This is a genomic window from Ruminococcoides bili (assembly GCF_040093295.1).
Lineage (GTDB): Bacteria > Bacillota > Clostridia > Oscillospirales > Acutalibacteraceae > Ruminococcoides > Ruminococcoides intestinale_A.
In genome coordinates, this window is sequence record NZ_JBBNJY010000033.1 from 1 (window position 1) to 18964 (window position 18964).

Consider the following 18964-nt stretch of genomic DNA (forward strand, 5'->3'; position numbering starts at 1 on the left):
GAGCGCATGACTGTTAATCATGATGTCACTGGTTCGAGCCCAGTTGGGGGAGCCATAACAGAGTAGTTTTTATAGCTGCTCTGTTTTTTTGTTATCTAAAAGTTTGTCTAAATTACTATTATAGGGCTCTATGTCAATAGTTGGGGTAAATCCGAAAAAGAAGAATTGAAATGAACAAGCGATAGTAAATCAAGCTATCGCTTGTTTTTGCATTTGGTGAGAAAACATATGTAAAATACGATTACGAAACCGCTTGCCACAGGAGCAACGATATCGACGCTTATTAAGATGAATAAAGATGTGCTTGCCAAAGGCAGGAATATCCTTTATAGGCTGTTCACGATAATCGTGAACCTTATCAGTTAAATTGCCACAGCAAGGACATTTGTGAGGTTTTCGTTTTAACCGGCAGTTAATATGGATTGAATTATCAATTTCTTCAACTTTTTCTATATCAACATCTTGCAATACTAAGAGTTTTTCGGTAAAATATTTGTAGAGCATATTTGTTTCTCCGTTTCTGGTTTCAGATATGCTCTAAGTAAAAGGGAAAAATAAGCAGTAATATTTAATATAAATCAAAAATTAAGGAGAGTTGAATTTTGGAAAAGGGTAGAAATTTGCGTAGCGTTAATACTGACGGAGGGGTGAATTTGCAATTCAAACTTTTGTCGGCAATCGGAATTATCATTATAGTTTCCGGACATTGTTATCATGGCGGAATGGAACTTGCTTATAACTGGTTTCCGCCGTATTCGTATAATTTGGCACTGTTTGTATTTATATCGGGATATTTTTACAAAACCGATTATGAAGAAAATATCGGAAAATACATATGGAAACGAACAAAGCGGCTTCTTATTCCTGCGTATCTGTGGAATATATTTTACGGTGGTATGGTTGCATTTCTCGGTTTGTTTGGATTTACTATAGGTGCAAAGCCTGATTTATACAATCTTTTTGTTATGCCGTTTGTTGACGGTGAGGCTTTTCAATATAACCTCGGTTCATGGTTTGTGTACCCGCTGTTTTTGGTTTGTATAATAAATGTGCTGTTCAGAAAATTTTTGAAACTGATTCATCTTGACAATGAATTTATAGTTTTGATAGTGTATCTCGCAATCGGAATGATAGGAATTAACACTGCAATAGAAAATCCGACTGTAATTAACGGTATAGTGAAACTTTTTGTCAGAACAATGTTTTTCCTGCCCTGTTATGAATTCGGTCGCTTTTATAAAGCTGTGCTTGAAAAGAAAGACACTCTCAATAATGTTGCGTACTTTGCAATTATATTTGCTGTACAGCTGATACTTTTAACTTTTTGCGAAAATTTGGAGTACACGCCGTCATCGTTCACTAATTTCAACAACGGTTTTGTAATTCCGTATATCTCGTCAATCACAGCAATTGCATTTTGGTTGAGAGTTTCAAGATTGCTTGTACCTGCCATAGGAAACAGCAAGCTTGTAAGGCTTATAGCTGACAACACATACGGAATTATGGTAAATCAGCTTGTAGGCTTTATGTGCCTAAAATTTGTATTCTACGGATTAAGCCGCATTACTTCAGGCACATTGTTTGGTGACTTTAATGTTGCATCATTTAAATCAAGTATATGGTACTACTATCTTCCAAACGGTTTGCAACAGTGGGCTTTTGTATATCTTATATTTGGTCTACTTGTACCGATATTAATTAGCATTATTTTAAATAAAATCTGTAATATTGTACACTCTTCTTCTTACTTAAAAAAGATATAGTTCCTCTGAAACAGGACTGTAACAACAGTAAACTTAATTAAAGGAGATGCAATGAAACAAAGGTTACATATCAAGAGGTCTATAGTTATGAATAAAAAAAGATGTATTTCTGTTCTGCGTGGACGGTCTGACAGGTTTCAGACAGGCTATTGAAGCGGCTTTTCCAAATGCACAAATTCATCGTTGCATCATTCATCAAATACGCTCAAGCACAAGGTTTCTCTTGTTAAGTGTTGACCTTTTGTGTGTTTGTGTAAAATTAAGTGCATCCATAGTGATGATTTCCTTTCAAATTTAGGTGTGGTAACTTAATTCTACTACGAAATCGTTTCTCTGGATATTCTTTTTTTATTCTTTCATCTTCATTTTACAATTTGCTAACCATAATTTATTATTGCTACCCCAACATTTAGAATAAAACCATAAAAAGAACAGGTACAATCGGAAATTGATTGTACCTGTCGGTTTTAAAGATTAGGTTTTAAAAGCTCTTTTGCAGTGATGTCAACAAGATGTTCGCATTTCTTTGCATTGTCGTTAATAATCGAATCAAAGCCGAAAGAACTATGATTTTCAGAGTCGTGATAAATGATTTTTTCGATATTATCAAGACCTGCCTCATATGATTTCTGTATGGAAAATTTATGCGACTTGGTAGATAAACCGTTTTTCATAATCCATACTTGGTTTTGACTGTCAATTGCAGGGAATGTTATAATACTTGCGGCACCGTATTTAGTCAGTGACGGAACACCGGCTGAAAAATGCTTGTCTTTAATTGCTTTGTAAAAACTTTCAATAGAATAGGAATTTTTGGCTTTTATGTTGTTGATCTTAACACATAAAGCCATTAGTAACCCCTTTCATTATGTATAAGATCAGTTTGTACCTGGGCAACGCCCACAAAACTTTATGCTATCGCAACTTTCATTATGTATAAGATCAGTTTGTACCCCATACATTACCGTCTTTGTCAGTATATTTACCGGCAATAACCATAATAAGGTCAACAAGCCAGCCAATACCGCAAGCACCACCTGTAAGAAGCCAAATTACGCCTGTACCGATTTTACCTGTCAAAAATCTGTGTACACCTAAACCACCAAGGAAAAATGTGATTAAAATTGCACCTGCTTTACTCATAAACAATTACCTCATTTCTTTAATTTTTTGATTGCATATTTTTGTTTACAGCTAATATAATACACATTAATGACAACAATTGCAACTATTTGGCATAAAAGTCAATTTACTGGCAAGAATGGCAGATTAAGGAGAAACGGTGGTATTTGTAAATGATGTTTAACACACAAAGTTTAGTTTAATAAATTCAAAATTTAGGTCAACCCTTTTTAAAGGGTTGCGGGTTTGGGCAGAGCCCATTAAATAATAAAAGCGAACTGATTTGTAATTAAAACAAACAGTTGTAATTATATTGTAGAATAACCAAACTTTAGATTAATCAAGATTTTAATATAAAACAAAAGTAAAGACTAATGAGTGGCAGAAAGTAAGAAAGTTGCACTTGAGCAGTCTTAGAAAAAGATACTCTAAAGGATGCAAAGGTTTTTGTGTGTGGCTAATTTGCCCTTGAAAAGAGGCAAATTAGTAGTTTTAGTAGCGTGCCTTTTCTTTTGTTGCTATCGCAATTTTTATGCTCTCGCCGTTATATTCAAGCCGCCAAACGGCAAGCCATTTGGCTATCAAAATTTGCGACAGCATAAAGCATTTGTGGGTGTGGGCAACGCCCATAAAACTTTAATCTATTGCAAATTTTAATAGCCAAACGGCAAGCCTTTTGGCGGCTTGAACATAATGGAGAAAGCCTTTTAATTGCGTAAGCAAAAATATGGCAGAAAGATTATTTTATAAGTTTGTTGCCTGTAAACTACTTATGCACTATAATAAAATGCCTACCATTCCGCTTTTCTTTTGCGTGAAAAGAAAAGCTCCAAAAGAAAGCACGCTTAAGGGGAAAGGGATTTCGAGTCCCTTTCCCCTTAAGTATCCCTTTTCCTTAGACGACCAAGGTCAGTGACCTTGGAACCTCTAACTTTTATTTTCCTAATAAAATTTGTACTTGGCAAAATAAGTCTTTTAATTATTTCCCTTTCAAAAATTATCACTTTTTTTAAACTAAACTTTATAACCTACAATGCACATTAATGGCTTATATACCGACGATTTTTTGCTTGTACCAATTTTATACGATTTTATTCGTCAATTATTTTTATAATTACTTTATCGAAAAAAGAAAAAATGCTTTTGTGGTATTATTAAAATAATATGATTTTTACGGGAGGACGAGCTTCTATGTCAGGCGTAATCAGAATTTTTGTAGAAAAAAGAGATGGCTTTAATGTTCTTGCAAAGCAGACTTTGTGGGACATTCGCCACAACCTTGGTATGAGAAATGTTACCGACCTTCGATACATTATGAGATATGATATTGAGGGACTTTCACTCGACGAGTACAACGCAGCAAAAGGTACTATTCTTTCAGAGCCGAATGCGGATGTTATTTATGAGGAAACACTTCCTGTTGAGGACGGCTGGAAGGTATTTGCAATGGAATATCTTCCGGGTCAGTATGACCAGCGTGGTGACTCTGCCGAGCAGTGCGTACAGCTTCTTACACAGGGCGAACGCTGTAAGGTGCTTACAGCAAGAGTTGTTGCCGTAACAGGTGATATTTCGGATGATGACCTTAAAAAGATTGAGGATTACCTCATCAACCCTGTAGAGAGCCGTCTTGCCTCTCTTGAAAAGCCGCAGACACTTGACATTGCAACTCCTGTTCCTGCCGATGTTAAGCGTGTAGAAGGCTTTATAAAATTTAACGACGAAGAAATGGAAAAGTATTACGGCTCAATGGGCTTTGCTATGACATTGTCAGACCTTAAGTTCTGCCGTGACTATTTCAGAGATACAGAAAAGCGTGATCCGAGTGTAACAGAGCTTCGTGTTATTGACACATATTGGTCTGACCACTGCCGTCACACAACTTTCCTTACAAAACTTGAGAAAATCGAAGTTGAAAAGGCAGCTCTCGGTTCGGTAATCGAGGACGCTCTCAATGAGTATTATGCTACTCGTGACGAGGTTTACGGAAAAGATACAAAGAGAATCGTATCTCTTATGGATATGGCTCTTATCGGTATGAAGTCACTTAAGAAAAAAGGTCTTATTCCTGACCTTGACGAGAGCGAAGAGATTAACGCTTGCTCAATCGAAGTTCCCGTAACTATTGACGGTAAAACAGAGCAGTGGCTCGTTCAGTTTAAGAATGAAACCCATAACCACCCGACAGAAATCGAGCCTTTCGGCGGCGCAGCAACCTGCCTTGGCGGTGCTATCAGAGATCCGCTTTCAGGTCGTTCATATGTATATCAGGCAATGCGTGTTACAGGTTCGGGCGATCCGACTATTCCTGTAAAGGACACAATGCCCGGTAAGCTCCCATCAAGAAAAATTACAACAGGTGCGGCTAACGGTTACAGCTCATACGGCAACCAGATCGGTCTTGCAACAGGTCAGGTTACAGAGCTTTATGACAGCGGCTATGTAGCAAAAAGACTTGAAATCGGTGCAGTTATCGGCGCATCACCAAAGGAAAATGTAATTCGTGAAGTTCCGCTCCCTGATGATATTATCGTACTCTTAGGCGGCAGAACAGGTCGTGACGGATGCGGCGGTGCAACAGGTTCTTCAAAGGCTCATACAGAAAGCTCTATTGAAACCTGCGGTGCGGAAGTTCAGAAGGGTAACCCGCCTACAGAGCGTAAGATTCAGCGTTTGTTCCGTAACCCTAAGGTTGCTAAACTCATTAAGAGATGTAATGACTTCGGTGCAGGCGGTGTATGCGTAGCTATCGGTGAGCTTGCCGACGGTCTTGCAGTTGACCTTGACAAGGTAACTAAGAAGTATGACGGTCTTGACGGTACAGAGCTTGCTATTTCAGAGAGCCAGGAGAGAATGGCTGTTGTTCTTGACAAAAAGGATGTAGAAACCTTTATTGCCGAGGCAGAGAAAGAGAACCTTGAGGCTACAGCAGTCGCAATTGTTACAGAAAGCCCAAGACTTACAATGACATGGAGAGGCGACAAGATTGTTGACCTCAGCAGAGAATTTTTGAATACAAACGGTGTTACACAGCTTTCATCAGCTTATATTACAGCACCAAAGGCAGAGGATTGCTACCGCAACGCATGTCCGGCTGTATTAAAAGATATGCCTGCCGACAAGGCACTTGAAGAAAATATGGCTCGTCTTGAGGTTTGCTCACAGATTGGTCTTTCAGAGCGTTTTGACGCATCTATCGGTGCCGCAACAGTAATTATGCCGTTCGGCGGTAAGAACCAGCTTACTCCGCAGGAGGCTATGGCCGCTAAGATTCCTCTTGAAAAAGGCGAAACAGATGACGCTACAGCAATGAGCTACGGCTTTATTCCGGGTGTTTCACGCTGGAGTCCGTTCCACGGTTCGGCATACGCAGTAGTTGAGTCACTCTCAAAACTTCTTGCTATCGGTGCCAACCCACTTACAGCACGCCTTACATTCCAGGAATATTTTGAAAGATTAAAAGATGTACCGGAGCGTTGGGGTAAACCTGCCGCTGCACTTCTCGGTGCAATGGAAGCACAGCTTAAACTCGGTATTCCGTCAATCGGCGGTAAGGACAGTATGTCGGGTACATTTGAAACAATTGATGTTCCGCCTACACTCGTTAGCTTTGCGGTTGCTATGACAAAGGCAAGCAAGACAGTATCAGCCGAGTTCAAAAATGTAGGTTCAAAGGTTATTTATGTACCTGTTCCTGAAAATAAAGAAACTCTTATGCCTGATTGGGACAAGCTTATCGCTATGTACAAGGCTGTTTACAAACTCTTTGACGAGGGCAAGGTGCTTTCTGCATCTGTTGTTAAAGAGGGCGGTGCTGCCGCAAGCGTATGTAAGGCTTGTTTCGGTAACGGCTATGGATTTAAATTTACAAATAAACTCACAAATGACGAGCTTTTCGCCCCTCTTTCAGGTTCACTTGTTCTTGAGCTTGCAGACGGTGCGGAACTTGACAACAGTGTAGTAAGCTATGACCTCGGTACAGTTACAGACGACGGCAAGGTTACAGTAAACGGTGCTGCTGTTGATGTAAATACACTTATCGAAAAGTGGACTGCTCCGCTTGAAAAGGTATTCCCGACAAAGGCAGAGTGCCCTGAAATTGCAGTTGATATTCCGCTCTTTACAGAGAGAAACACAAGTTCACCTGCAATTAAGACTGCTAAACCTACAGTATTTATCCCTGTATTCCCGGGTACAAATTGTGAGGTTGACTCTGCAAGAGCTTTTGAAAAAGCGGGCGCAAATGTTGAACTCCTTATCGTAAAGAACCTTACATCCGCTCATATCGAAGAAACAATCAAGGCTATGGAGAAAATCATTTCTAAGTCACAGATGATTATGTTCCCGGGCGGTTTCTCCGGCGGTGACGAGCCTGACGGTTCAGGTAAGTTTATTGCTACTACTTTCCGTAATCCAAGAATTGCGAACGCTGTAAATGAGATGCTCAAGAACCGTGACGGTCTTATGCTCGGTATTTGCAACGGTTTCCAGGCACTTATCAAACTCGGTCTTGTACCTTACGGCGAAATCAGAGAACTTAAGCCGACAGACCCGACACTTACATTCAACACAATCGGCAGACATATCTCTCATATGGCTTACACAAGAGTTACTTCCGTTAAGTCACCTTGGTTTGCAAGTGTAAATGCAGGCGATGTATTTGCTATTCCTGTGTCGCACGGTGAGGGCAGATTTATGGCTGACGAGGCAACAGTTAAGATGCTTGCCGAAAACGGTCAGATTGCTACACAGTATGTTGACCTTAACGGCAACCCAAGTGCAGACATTACATATAATGTAAACGGTTCCGTATGCGCTATCGAGGGTATTACTTCACCTGACGGCAGAATCTTAGGAAAAATGGGCCACAGCGAAAGAAAGGGCGACAGCCTTTACAAGAATGTTCCGTTTGCTAAGGACCAGCTTATCTTTGAAAGCGGCGTTAAGTATTTTAAGTAATTAATGCTTATTCTTAAAGCAATATAGATAAAATGGCGGCTAAACACATATTTATGTTTAGTTGCCATTTTTGATATTTACTTGACATATTTTGCAATATATTATATCATAGATAATGTTAATTTTAATAATTAATGAGGTATTTAAAGAAAAAGGAGTAAAAACAATGGCTTTTTGTAAAAATTGCGGCAATAACATTCCGGACGGAGCAACATTCTGTTCACATTGCGGAACACCCGTTTATGACACAACTTCGCAGGCGCAGACTCAACAGCACCAGTACGGTACACAGCAGAACAACTTTTTGAACAGTGATGATGTTACAGCAGAGTTTGATCCTATGGATATCAAAGAAAACAAGGTTATGGCAGTGCTTGCTTATATCGGTTTGTTTGTACTTGTACCTATTTTTGCGGCAAAGGATTCAAAGTACGCAAGATTTCATGCAACACAGGGTTTGAATATTACTGTTTTATCTGTTGCACAGGCTATTATTTACTATATTTTAGCCACAATTATAAGCATCATATTCCGTGGAAGTATTATTTTTGGAGTAGGCGGAGTTTTGCTTACAATACTCGGTTTTATAAACACAATTTTGTCAATTGCTTTTATTGTTCTTGCAATTTACGGTATTGTAAACGCAGTACAGGGTAAATGCAAAAAGCTCCCTATTATCGGAAAATTCGATATTCTCGGTAAATTTGTGAAATAATAACAGAATTTATTAAATGCCTGACTATGGTTATACGCCATAGTCGGGCATTTTGTTTTGTTATCAAAAATCGGGGTGAATTATTGTCTACCAAACTTTTATAATTACCTGACGAAGTATTCCGCTAAACAGTAATGTATTATTGTTGCTCCAATATATTAAGACAGAAGCTTTTTAATTAATTTAACATAGCTTTGTATTATAATTGATATTATAAATTAAATTTTGCTGATATTAAGAACTTGTTTGTGAAAATGAACAAAAAATAACGGTTAAATTTTATTCCTCTTAAGATAAACATTCGTATTTACCATTATATAAGGGAAAAAATAATTATTATAATAAATAGTAAATACTGTTATTATGCCTTGTTCTTGGAGGTGATTTTTGTTTAGCAGGCAATTATTTAGAAACTTTTTGTAATTTTATGGTTTTTAGGTTTTGAAATTAACATTTTACGGGAGGAAAAAGCGTGAAAAAGAATAAAAGAATAATCAGTGCGGCTCTTGCGGCAAGTATGTTGTTGCCTTGTTTTGCAACAGCTGCGGTGTCGGCAAATGCGGCAGTTGTATCAGATGAAAATTCGGTTTCTGTCGGCGATTACGATTTAATGGACAACATTCAGGACGGTGTAATTTTGCACTGTTTTAACTGGAAGTACAATGATATTAAGGCAGAATTAAATAATATTGCCGAGGCAGGTTTTACAACAATTCAAACTTCACCTGCACAGCCCGGCAGCGGAACCGGTACATGGTGGTGGTTGTATCAGCCGTTGGGATTTTATATAGGTACTAGCGAACTCGGTACAAAGGCGGAGTTGGAATCACTATGTAAAGAAGCCGAAAATTATGGTATCAAGGTAATAGTTGATGTTGTAGCAAATCATCTTGCAGGCGACCATTCAAGAATAGAAGAAGATTTAAAGCCATCAAAGTATTGGCATACTTTTGGAGGCGGTATTAACTGGAAAAACAGATGGCAGGTAACGCACGGAGAAATCGGTATGCCTGATATCGCAACTGAAAATTCATATGTTCAGCAAAAAGTAGGAAAATATATGCAGGAATTAAAGTCAGTCGGTGTTGACGGTATTCGCTGGGACGCAGCAAAACATATTGGCGTTCCGAGCGAGGGCGATAATTTCTGGAGTTCGGTAACAAAGTATGGTTTATATAACTATGGCGAAATTCTTACCGGTCCTGATGACAGAGAAACCGGAAATGAAGATATAATGAAAGAATATACAGACTATATTACAGTAACCGACAGCAATTACGGTAAAGCTCTGCGTGATTCATTTAATTCCGGTGATGCACCTGATTCGTCTGGAAACTGGTGTGATCGTGGTATTTCCTGCGATAAACTCATTTATTGGGCCGAAAGCCATGACACATGGTCAAATAACAAAGATTGGGGCTATTCAAATGATATGAGCCAAAATGTTATTGACCGTGCATATGCTGTTGCGGCAAGCCAAAATGAAGTAACGGCTCTTTATTTTTCTCGTCCGTCATCAAAAATTAAAGATAATATAAAAATCGGTGAAAAAGGCAGCACTCACTTTACAAGCAGTGAGGTTGCGGAAGTTAATAAATTCCACAATGCCATGAACGGAAAAGCCGATTGTTATAAAAAATCAAACGACTGCAGCGTAATTACCCGTAAAGACGGTGGTGCTGTTATTGTAAAAGGCAGCGGCAGCGGTAATGTTTCTGTTGAAAACGGCGGAGGCTATGCAAAACCGGGTACATATGTTGACAAAATTTCCGGCAACACATTTACGGTTACTTCATCGTCAATCAGCGGTAAGGTCGGCTCAAGCGGTATTGCCGTTATTTATGAAGAAGAAAATCCTAAGCCAAAGGTAAGTGTAACTCCGGGTTCTTCTACATACGAAACAGAAACTTACACACTTACATTAAATACCAAGAACGCTGAAAACTCGCAGTATTCCGTTGACGGCGGTAAATATCAGTCATTCAGTGACGGTACGAAAATTACAATCGGCGCAGGTCTTGCGTACGGTACAAAGACAACAATCAATGTAAAGGCAAGCAACGCCAACGGTTCAGCCGATAAAACCTACATTTACACAAAGGTTGACCCGACATTAACGCAAAAAATTTACTTTGACAATTCATCTTATAACTGGTCAAATATATATGCTTATATTTATTCAGATGCAGTTTCTAATGCAAAATGGCCTGGCGAAAAAATGACTTTGGATTCTTCTACAGGTTATTATGTAATTGAAGTTTCAGATTCACTTGCAAACGGTGCGGTTATTTTCAGTGACGGCACAAACTCTGCAAGCAAGCGTTATCCTGCAGATGCAAAGCCGGGATTAAATCTCAACGGCGCTACAAAGATATTCAAAGCAAATCACACTTTTGAAGATTATAATACGCCTGTACCAACCCAGAGTACAACAGCACAACCTACTACGGCAAAGCCTACAACGGCACAGCCTACTACATCTCCTGCTGAAAGCGTACTTATCGGTGATACAAATCAGGACGGTAAAATTACAATCAGCGATGTAACTGAAATTCAGTTTTGCATCAATGAAATGATTACATTTAATCAAAAACAAAAGATTGCTGCCGATGTTGACGAAGACGGTTCTGTTGATATCAGAGATGCTACATACATTATGCTGTACATTGCAAATCAGCCAAGCAGTGAGGCCAAGGTAGGTCAATACAAAGGCGGAATCGCTCCGACACAGCCGACAACGGTTAAACCTACAACACAGCCTACTACAGCGCCGACACCGACAACCCAACCTACAACTTCATCTGTATCTGACAAATATACTATGACATTTACAGATAACTACAACTGGGGTAATGTGAATTGCTACTATTGGTCTGACAGCAATACAAAAATGACATCATGGCCGGGAAAATCAATGACAAAGTCAACAACAAATGAATTAGGTCAGAGTGTTTATACCATTGATATTCCAAGCGACGCTACATATGTAATATTCAACAATGGCAGCAGTCAGACTGTTGATATTCCTGTTACAGGCAGTGCTAAGTTTTATATTTCGGGCAGTTCAAACGGAAAATATACCGTTAATAACTGATGATTTTAAAAATTGCGTTGAAATAAAAAATAAGAGTGATATAATAAAGCTGTCAGGTTTTATCAATCTGACAGCTTAAGTATATATTTTGTAATCAGGAGTATTGTTTATATTTATGGAGAATCAAATCGAAAAAAATATCGAGCATTTAAGAAATTCTCAACTTTTTCGTGGATTTACCGATGATGAAATTGAGAAATTTCTATATAATACTAAATTTAAGATTTTTGAACTTAATCGTGGCGCAATACTTAATGTTGAACTTGATAAATCAATTTTTGTTTTATACGGTTCAATAGCTTCTTATGAAACAAATATAGACGGTGTGAAAACATTTATAAATCATTTTGAACCCGACGGAAACGAATTGATAGCTATAAGCCTGGATACTCCGTATCCGACGGTATCGGTAGAGGCAAGGAAAAAATCGGTTGTTTTGTCACTTGAAACAGATTCGTTTTTAATAACCGATCCGTCAATTATTTTTTTACAAAACAGAGTTCAGCAAAACATTATCAGTATTTTTTACAGAATGACAGAAAATGTTATGCAGCGCATAATTGCTAATGCGGAATCTCTTTCGAAAAATAAAATTATTAAGTATTTGCGACAATTAAAAAGCGAGCAAAAAAGTGACAAATTACAAATTCCTTTTACAAGACAGGAGCTCGCAGACCATTTACAAATGGATATAAGCACATTGATGAGAGAATTAAAGAGTTTGCAAGAAAGCAATGTGCTTACATATGAAGGAAAAATAATTACGATTTTGAATATCTGACACTACTATACTTCTCAAAAGGGCAGCCCATTATTTGGGCTGCCCTTCAAATATGGATTATAATTTATTTTATTGCAGAAAATTTAATTAAGCGGGGAAAAATGCACCGGCTGTAATGTCAAGGTAGTTAAGTCCGGAGTAATTCGGATATTCTGACTTTACTTTTTCCTTAAATTCTTCGGCATTGGCTGACTTGTTTGCAATAGACTTAATATTCTTTACATAGTCAATCTTAGTCTTTACATCGTTTGTATCTTCCGGGTCATAGTGCGATGTGAGAATAAGGTCATAATTTTTGTTAATATAGCCCTCAAGTTCGGCAATCATTGCGTCGGCATGTGCTGCACCGCCGATAATAGAGTGACAATCGTGACCGAGCATATGAGTGTAAATAACATTGATTTCAGGGAAAACAATATCAAAAGCATCAGCAGTTTCTACAATGCTAAGTTCGGTATCTGCGATTTTTAATGTTTCGCCTGCAATAATATTTGTAACCGAGTGAATTGATGAATCAAAGATATTGCCGAAAGCCTTTGTGAAATTTTCTACTAAAGCTTTACCGCCACCGACAGTGCCGTAAGTATTTGCCTTTTTAGTAGCATATTTCTTTACATTCGGCAAGAATGTGCCGCCGCCCATATGATAAGCGAGTACAACACCCTCAACTTGAGTACCTGTATCTTTAATAAACTGCTCAAGCTCTGCAATGTTGTCATTAAAGCAAGGCGATTCGATAACAACTGTTTTGTTGTTTTTTACAAGCATAATTGCTTCATCGTCAATAAAGTCATTTGTACGGTAAACCAACAACTTTACTTCACCGAATGAATATTCAAAGATAGTGCCTTTTTCTAATTTGATTTCTTTGTAATCTGTCTTTTTCATAATAAAACCTCCGTAAAAATGTTTATGTGTTGAATTTGTTGTAACATTAATGATTACAACGATATATTATCACAAGCTCGTTGTAATGTCAATAGTTACAACGACAAAAATAAAAAAAGATTTTAAGAATTTTCAAAAAGAAGAAAAATACTTAAAATCTTATTATTAATCAAATTATTTTATTGTTGCGATTTTATTATATTTTGCGTATCGTCCAAAACATCTTTTAATGTAACAGACGCAAGCTCTTTTTCCATTGCCTGCTGTACTTTTATGAGCCTGTCGTCAAGAACGGCGTGAATGTTTCGTCCGACGGGGCAGAGCGGGTTAGGATTTTCGTGGAAATGGAAAAGCTCGCCGTCACCCACGCAATCTACCGCTTTATAAATATCAAGAAATGTTATATCATTTTCAGGCTTTGCCAGAACAGCACCGCCCGAACCCCGTGCTACTTCCACTATACCCGCTTTTTTTAACTGCCCGAGAATTTTACGGACAATTACAGGATTAACATTGGTGCTTGCAGCCAAAAACTCGCTCGTAATCTTGTTACTGTCACCGAAAGTTTTTATGCAGGTAAGAATATGAACGGCAAGAGTAAATCTGCTTGAAATCTGCATATATGTTCACCTCATTATAAAAAGGATTACAGTAAGAAAAAACACGCTGACCGAGCGGTTAGCGTGTAATGGTCGGGATGACAAGATTTGAACTTGCGACACCACGCCCCCCAGACGTGTGCGCTACCAAGCTGCGCTACATCCCGTTGCAACATAATCTATTGTACCAAATGAATGTAAAAAAGTCAAGAGATAAGAGTTAATCTTCTAAGTATTCGTGCGGAACAGGCTTATAATTTTTAAATTTGTATTTATCAGCTAAGTTTAAATCAGCTTCATTTTGTATGTTAAGCAAATTTTTCAAAACTTTGCAATCGTCATATAAATAGGTATCATATTTGCTCCATACTAATTCTTCCGTTTGCCAGTTCTTCTGACAATTGTTTTGCAATTTCAGATAAATGGACACCTTTAATTTTCAATAAATTTTCTAAGTTTATCAAGGTGTTTTCTTAAATCTGACTCACCTTGTTTGTATATTTTTTCTATTATTTCGGGGTTGCTTTCAGTTCTGCCTATGCCAAGACTTTGATTTGGCGCAATTACATAAACAAGTCCCTGTTCTTCAAGCATTTTTATATCTTCAAGCTGTTTGTTATACATTTGCGGTCTGTTTAAAAGCGCCTTTGCAAATTCAGGTTTCTTTCTGTAGCGCTTTGCGGAAAATTCGAGCGTTTTGTCGGCTTTTTTGCGGTAATCCCTTGCCTGCGTAAGTATAACTATGCATTTGTCACAGCCGTCATCAAAAGCGTGTTTAAACGGAATGCTGTCGGTAATTCCGCCGTCAAGATATTCGTTTCCGTTTATTATAATCGGCTGAAAAAGCAGCGGTAATGCGCAGGTCGCTCTTAGTATTTCAAATTTTCTGTCATAGCGTGAAACAGGCACATACTCGGTTTTGCCTGTGTTTATATTTGTAAGAGTTGCGATTACATCACCTTTAAATTTTGCAAAAGTATCGTAGTCAAAGGGAACAAGTTTATTTGGAATTTCGTCCATTATAAAATCAAGGTTAAAGTAACAGCGCTTTTTAGGGCTTAGCAAATATTTAGTGCCCATATATCTTTTGTCATTTAAGTACTTTGTGCCGATTATATAGTTTCTGCCGATCTGCTTTGAAACATAAGATACGGCATTTGAAATGCCTGCCGAAGTTCCTATTACATAATCGGCGTAAATATTTTCTTTCAACATTTCGTCCATAACGCCGCAGGAGTAGTAGGTGCGTGCTGCACCGCCCTCAACTACAAGACCTATTTTCATATTATCACATCCTATAAAGATATTTTACTACAAAATCGGTAAATTTCAATACACATATATTGACAAAATAAAATTAATGTTTTTATAAATCTGTAAATACTTGCTCAACAAAACAAATAAATAATTTGCGTAAATATTTGCTTATTTTAAGATTAAATATATAAAATATTAGCAAAATAATCAAAACCGTTTTGCGCTTATTGTGCAATAATCAGGTTGCCAATTTAATACATTTTTGTTATGATAAAAGCGTTAAAATGTATTTTATACGCAAATAAGAGGTTTTTGCTTATTTTGTCGTATGTGTAATTTTATTACGGTGTTATTCTCCATTGCTTTGACTGGAAATACACCGACATTATAGCAGAACTTAAGAACATTGCGGAGGCAGGATTTACTTCAATCCAGACTTCTCCTGTTCAGGGAAACAATAACTACGGTTCATGGTCTGCATACAGTGCATAATCGCATTATAGTTTTATAGACGAACAGAATTTAACCCCCTCAATTGAGGGGGTTATTTTTATACTTAATTTTTAGCAGCCGCAGCCACAACCGTTAGAAGACTCGTTACCGCCACAACAAGCAAGGATAACTATAAGAAGAATAACCCATGAGCAGCAGTTGTTGCCATTACCGAAAAAGTTACACATAAGCGTTTGCCTCCTTTCTGTTTACACTACATAATATTGCAAAATACAGAAAGTGTGACTGTATAAATAAAGATGTTAAAAGACTAATTGCAATAGTTGCGAAAGTTGTGGTTTAGGATACTTTCCATCGGGCAACAAAGTAAAGCAAAACTAAACTTTTGGTGGTGAACCATATTTTTACATTAAACCAACAAACTAAAATCCGCTCAAATTATAATAAAATTGAGCGGATTAATAATTATATTGATATTATACTGTAATTTACTGCTTTTACATTTCAGCTCTGTTAATTGCATTAAGAACGCCGAGAACAGATGCAACATTGACATTTGAATCAATGCCTATACCAAAAATGTTCTTTCCGTCAGGCTTTTTGAGTTCAATGTAAGAAACAGCTTTTGAATCTGAACCCTGTGAAATAGCGTGCTGGCTGTAAGAGATAAATTCGTATTTGTCGAGTCCGAATTTCTTAATAGCATTAAAGAATGCGTCAATCGGTCCGTTGCCTACGCCGCTTAATGTAACTTCATCGGCACCGTTAATAGTCATCTTGCCCTTGAAGTGCACATAATCTTTACCGTTTTCGCTTTCTTCGTAAATTTTACGCTTTGTAAGAGCGTATTTCTGATTAACTTCAAGATAGTTTTCGCTGAATACTTCAAAAAGTTCTTTCGGAATAAGCTCTCTGCCGAGTTCTTCACACTTTTTCTGAACAAGTTTAGAAAATTCAGGGTGCATCTTCTTTGGAAGGTCATATCCGAAGTTATGGCTCATTACAAATGCGGCGCCGCCCTTACCTGATTGAGAGTTGATTCTGATAATAGGTTCGTACTCTCTTCCGACATCGGCAGGGTCGATAGGGAGATATGGAATTTCCCAATATTCTGTGCCGCTGTCTTTCATATACTGCATACCTTTATTGATAGCATCCTGATGAGAACCCGAAAAAGCAGTAAATACAAGTTCACCGATATACGGCTGACGAGGATTGATTTTCATATCTGTGCATCTTTCGTAAATCTCTCTGAGCTTTGGAAGATTAGAGAAGTCGAGTTTAGGGTCAACTCCCTGTGTAAACATATTAAGTCCCATTGTAACAATGTCAAGGTTACCGGTTCTCTCGCCGTTGCCGAAGAGTGTGCCCTCTACACGCTCTGCACCTGCAAGAAGTGCAAGCTCGCCCGACGCAACGCCTGTGCCTCTGTCATTGTGCGGATGCAAGCTGATTATGCAAGCCTCTCTGTTCTTTATATGTTTAATAAAATATTCAACCTGATCTGCGTATGTGTTTGGTGTGCACATTTCAACAGTATTAGGAAGATTGAGAATAACAGGGTTTTCTTTTGTAGAACCGAGAGCTTCCATAACTTTATCGCAGATGTAAACAGCGTTCTCAACTTCTGTACCGCTGAAACTTTCGGGAGAATACTCAAATCTAAAGTTTGTATCGCCTGTATATTCGTCTGTAAGCTGTTTGATGAGCTTTGCACCCTCAATGGCAATCTTAGTTACGCCTTCCATATCTGTTTTAAATACAACTTTTCTCTGTAATGTAGAGGTTGAGTTATAGAAATGGATAATTACATTTTTAGCGCCCTTAACTGCCTCGAAAGTTTTGCGGATGAGGTGCTCTCTTGCCTGAACAAGTACCTGAATTGTAACATCATCGGGAATATGGTTGCCCTCAATCAATTCACGGCAGATTTCGTACTCTGTTTCAGATGCGCTCGGAAATCCTATTTCAATTTCCTTAAAGCCCATATCAACAAGCGTGTGGAAAAATTCAAGTTTTTCTTCCATATTCATAGGGTCAACAAGCGCCTGATTGCCGTCACGCAAGTCAACACTGCACCATATCGGTGCTTTTGTAATTACATTGTTTGGCCATTCTCTGTTTTCAAGCTTAATCTGCTGAAAAGGAATATACTTTTCAAATCCTGGTTTCATATAAAGTGCCTCCTAATTAATTGCACAAAAAATCGCCCCTAAAAAGGGACGAATAAAACATCCGTGGTACCACCCGGTTTTAGGTGCACATCACTGTACACCCCTTACAGACTTCCAACAAAGTCCTGACCGATAACGCAGTCTTGCGTTCTGCACTACATAACCTCGCACAGAAAACTCGGGGATGAGCTATACATATAAAGGTAATCACAGCTTTTCACCAAACAGCTGCTCTCTGAAGAAATACCAAAATATCTTGTTCCCGTCATCGCTTTTAGAGGGATTTACTTGTTGTTACTATTATATAGAGAATAAAAACTTTTGTCAAGATTATTTCTACTATAAAATACACTTTTCTTATATAATGTATATGGAAAGTAATAAGTATATGTGAAGTAATAAGTATAAAGTACAGATATACATTTGAAATAAAGAGTTGATAAAATAATTTTAAGTGTATTGAATAATCGACTAAATAATGGGTATAGTTAAAAGCGTTGAAAGTTTTATTATACACTAATATGAAAATGCGACAAATATGCGGCTTTTAAATTGTTTTTTAAGAAAAATTAAAAAAATTGAAAAAAGGGGTTGCAATTTGTAAAAAGGAGTGATATAATAACGAAGTCGCTTGAGGAAAGCACAAACAACAGAAAAGTTTAAAAACACAGAAAAAAGCTTTTAAAAGTAATGAAAGAGATTTCAAAAAACTTTTAAAAACTTTGAAAAAAGTGTTGACAAACGAAAATGAATGTGATATAATAATCCACGCACTGTTGAGAGAGGCTCGGTAAGAACCGACAAAAAACTTTCCAAAAAGTGCGTAGGACCTTGAAAATTAAACAACGAGAAAGATAAAGGAACCCGTAATACTTTGAGGATACTCAAAGATTTACAGTGAGATGCACACAACAAAGCATCAGGAATTACGGATACGTTAGTATTCGGAATGAGCGATTAAAGCTCTGAAATTGATAGTAAGCGAAAGCTTAATATACAAATTTTAGAGAGTTTGATCCTGGCTCAGGACGAACGCTGGCGGCGTGCCTAACACATGCAAGTCGAACGGAACTTTTTTAAAAGATTTCTTCGGAATGAATTTGATTAAGTTTAGTGGCGGACGGGTGAGTAACGCGTGAGTAACCTGCCTCTAAGAGGG

General features: G+C 37.8%; 13 protein-coding genes, 1 tRNA gene, 1 rRNA gene, 1 pseudogene and 1 other annotated feature. Of the genes and pseudogenes, 7 read left to right on the forward strand and 9 right to left on the reverse strand.

Going from position 1 to position 18964, the window contains the following annotated elements:
* Positions 1-189: 189 nt before the first annotated feature.
* The gene (locus AAAY30_RS09385) at positions 190-504 is read right to left on the reverse strand and encodes a transposase family protein (RefSeq protein ID WP_295054530.1); all 315 of its coding nucleotides are present in this window, start codon (positions 502-504) and stop codon (positions 190-192) included.
* A gap of 98 nt (positions 505-602) precedes the next feature.
* Here AAAY30_RS09385 and AAAY30_RS09390 point away from each other — a divergent pair, with 98 nt between their 5' ends.
* Positions 603-1763, forward strand: a complete 1161-nt coding sequence (locus AAAY30_RS09390; RefSeq protein WP_295025384.1) for an acyltransferase family protein — start codon at positions 603-605, stop codon at positions 1761-1763.
* Between the two features lie 97 nt (positions 1764-1860).
* Positions 1861-1986 (forward strand): annotated as a pseudogene (locus AAAY30_RS09395) (transposase); the annotation flags it as partial.
* 244 nt (positions 1987-2230) lie between these two features.
* Here the strand turns inward: AAAY30_RS09395 and AAAY30_RS09400 are convergent.
* The 3 genes from AAAY30_RS09400 to AAAY30_RS09410 all read right to left on the reverse strand — a co-directional run bounded on the left by AAAY30_RS09400 (position 2231) and on the right by AAAY30_RS09410 (position 3515).
* Positions 2231-2614, reverse strand: coding sequence for a hypothetical protein (locus tag AAAY30_RS09400; protein WP_295025382.1), 384 nt, complete (start codon positions 2612-2614; stop codon positions 2231-2233).
* Positions 2615-2705: 91 nt separating this feature from the next.
* Positions 2706-2906, reverse strand: coding sequence for a TM2 domain-containing protein (locus tag AAAY30_RS09405; RefSeq protein WP_022234580.1), 201 nt, complete (start codon positions 2904-2906; stop codon positions 2706-2708).
* A 471-nt stretch (positions 2907-3377) separates the two neighbouring features.
* The gene (locus AAAY30_RS09410; protein WP_499222358.1) at positions 3378-3515 is read right to left on the reverse strand and encodes a hypothetical protein; all 138 of its coding nucleotides are present in this window, start codon (positions 3513-3515) and stop codon (positions 3378-3380) included.
* A 561-nt stretch (positions 3516-4076) separates the two neighbouring features.
* Here AAAY30_RS09410 and AAAY30_RS09415 point away from each other — a divergent pair.
* The 4 genes from AAAY30_RS09415 to AAAY30_RS09430 all read left to right on the forward strand — a co-directional run bounded on the left by AAAY30_RS09415 (position 4077) and on the right by AAAY30_RS09430 (position 12434).
* A complete protein-coding gene (locus AAAY30_RS09415; RefSeq protein ID WP_295026062.1) occupies positions 4077-7844 on the forward strand; it encodes a phosphoribosylformylglycinamidine synthase in 3768 nt (1255 codons plus the stop codon).
* 166 nt (positions 7845-8010) lie between these two features.
* Positions 8011-8559: a magnetosome magnetite crystal formation protein family gene (locus AAAY30_RS09420; protein ID WP_499215844.1), complete on the forward strand. Its 549-nt coding sequence runs from the start codon at positions 8011-8013 to the stop codon at positions 8557-8559.
* 472 nt (positions 8560-9031) lie between these two features.
* Positions 9032-11653, forward strand: coding sequence for a starch-binding protein (locus AAAY30_RS09425; protein ID WP_499215845.1), 2622 nt, complete (start codon positions 9032-9034; stop codon positions 11651-11653).
* A 115-nt stretch (positions 11654-11768) separates the two neighbouring features.
* A complete protein-coding gene (locus tag AAAY30_RS09430) occupies positions 11769-12434 on the forward strand; it encodes a Crp/Fnr family transcriptional regulator (protein ID WP_499215846.1) in 666 nt (221 codons plus the stop codon).
* An 87-nt stretch (positions 12435-12521) separates the two neighbouring features.
* On the opposite strand, the gene AAAY30_RS09435 is transcribed toward AAAY30_RS09430, so the two are convergent.
* The 5 genes from AAAY30_RS09435 to leuA form a co-directional block, all read right to left on the reverse strand.
* Positions 12522-13322: an MBL fold metallo-hydrolase gene (locus AAAY30_RS09435; RefSeq protein WP_195411427.1), complete on the reverse strand. Its 801-nt coding sequence runs from the start codon at positions 13320-13322 to the stop codon at positions 12522-12524.
* Positions 13323-13501: 179 nt separating this feature from the next.
* The gene (locus AAAY30_RS09440) at positions 13502-13942 is read right to left on the reverse strand and encodes an Rrf2 family transcriptional regulator (RefSeq protein ID WP_022234179.1); all 441 of its coding nucleotides are present in this window, start codon (positions 13940-13942) and stop codon (positions 13502-13504) included.
* A gap of 69 nt (positions 13943-14011) precedes the next feature.
* A tRNA-Pro gene (locus AAAY30_RS09445) sits at positions 14012-14088 on the reverse strand.
* Positions 14089-14353: 265 nt separating this feature from the next.
* Positions 14354-15205, reverse strand: a complete 852-nt coding sequence (locus tag AAAY30_RS09450; protein WP_195411426.1) for a patatin-like phospholipase family protein — start codon at positions 15203-15205, stop codon at positions 14354-14356.
* A gap of 923 nt (positions 15206-16128) precedes the next feature.
* The gene (gene leuA, locus AAAY30_RS09455) at positions 16129-17805 is read right to left on the reverse strand and encodes a 2-isopropylmalate synthase (protein WP_022234182.1); all 1677 of its coding nucleotides are present in this window, start codon (positions 17803-17805) and stop codon (positions 16129-16131) included.
* 41 nt (positions 17806-17846) lie between these two features.
* Positions 17847-18083, reverse strand: a binding site (T-box leader).
* Between the two features lie 722 nt (positions 18084-18805).
* Here leuA and AAAY30_RS09460 point away from each other — a divergent pair.
* Positions 18806-18964: ribosomal RNA gene (locus AAAY30_RS09460) — 16S ribosomal RNA — on the forward strand; the annotation flags it as partial.

Bases quoted from the DNA above. Each gene is read 5' to 3' on its own strand.
- AAAY30_RS09430 (WP_499215846.1), top strand. From the start codon at position 11,769: ATGGAGAATCAAATCGAAAAAAATATCGAGCATTTAAGAAATTCTCAA.
- AAAY30_RS09400 (WP_295025382.1), bottom strand. From the start codon at position 2,614: ATGGCTTTATGTGTTAAGATCAACAACATAAAAGCCAAAAATTCCTAT.
- AAAY30_RS09420 (WP_499215844.1), top strand. From the start codon at position 8,011: ATGGCTTTTTGTAAAAATTGCGGCAATAACATTCCGGACGGAGCAACA.
- AAAY30_RS09440 (WP_022234179.1), bottom strand. From the start codon at position 13,942: ATGCAGATTTCAAGCAGATTTACTCTTGCCGTTCATATTCTTACCTGC.
- AAAY30_RS09415 (WP_295026062.1), top strand. From the start codon at position 4,077: ATGTCAGGCGTAATCAGAATTTTTGTAGAAAAAAGAGATGGCTTTAAT.
- AAAY30_RS09385 (WP_295054530.1), bottom strand. From the start codon at position 504: ATGCTCTACAAATATTTTACCGAAAAACTCTTAGTATTGCAAGATGTT.
- AAAY30_RS09450 (WP_195411426.1), bottom strand. From the start codon at position 15,205: ATGAAAATAGGTCTTGTAGTTGAGGGCGGTGCAGCACGCACCTACTAC.
- AAAY30_RS09410 (WP_499222358.1), bottom strand. From the start codon at position 3,515: ATGGGCGTTGCCCACACCCACAAATGCTTTATGCTGTCGCAAATTTTG.
- AAAY30_RS09405 (WP_022234580.1), bottom strand. From the start codon at position 2,906: ATGAGTAAAGCAGGTGCAATTTTAATCACATTTTTCCTTGGTGGTTTA.
- leuA (WP_022234182.1), bottom strand. From the start codon at position 17,805: ATGAAACCAGGATTTGAAAAGTATATTCCTTTTCAGCAGATTAAGCTT.
- AAAY30_RS09435 (WP_195411427.1), bottom strand. From the start codon at position 13,322: ATGAAAAAGACAGATTACAAAGAAATCAAATTAGAAAAAGGCACTATC.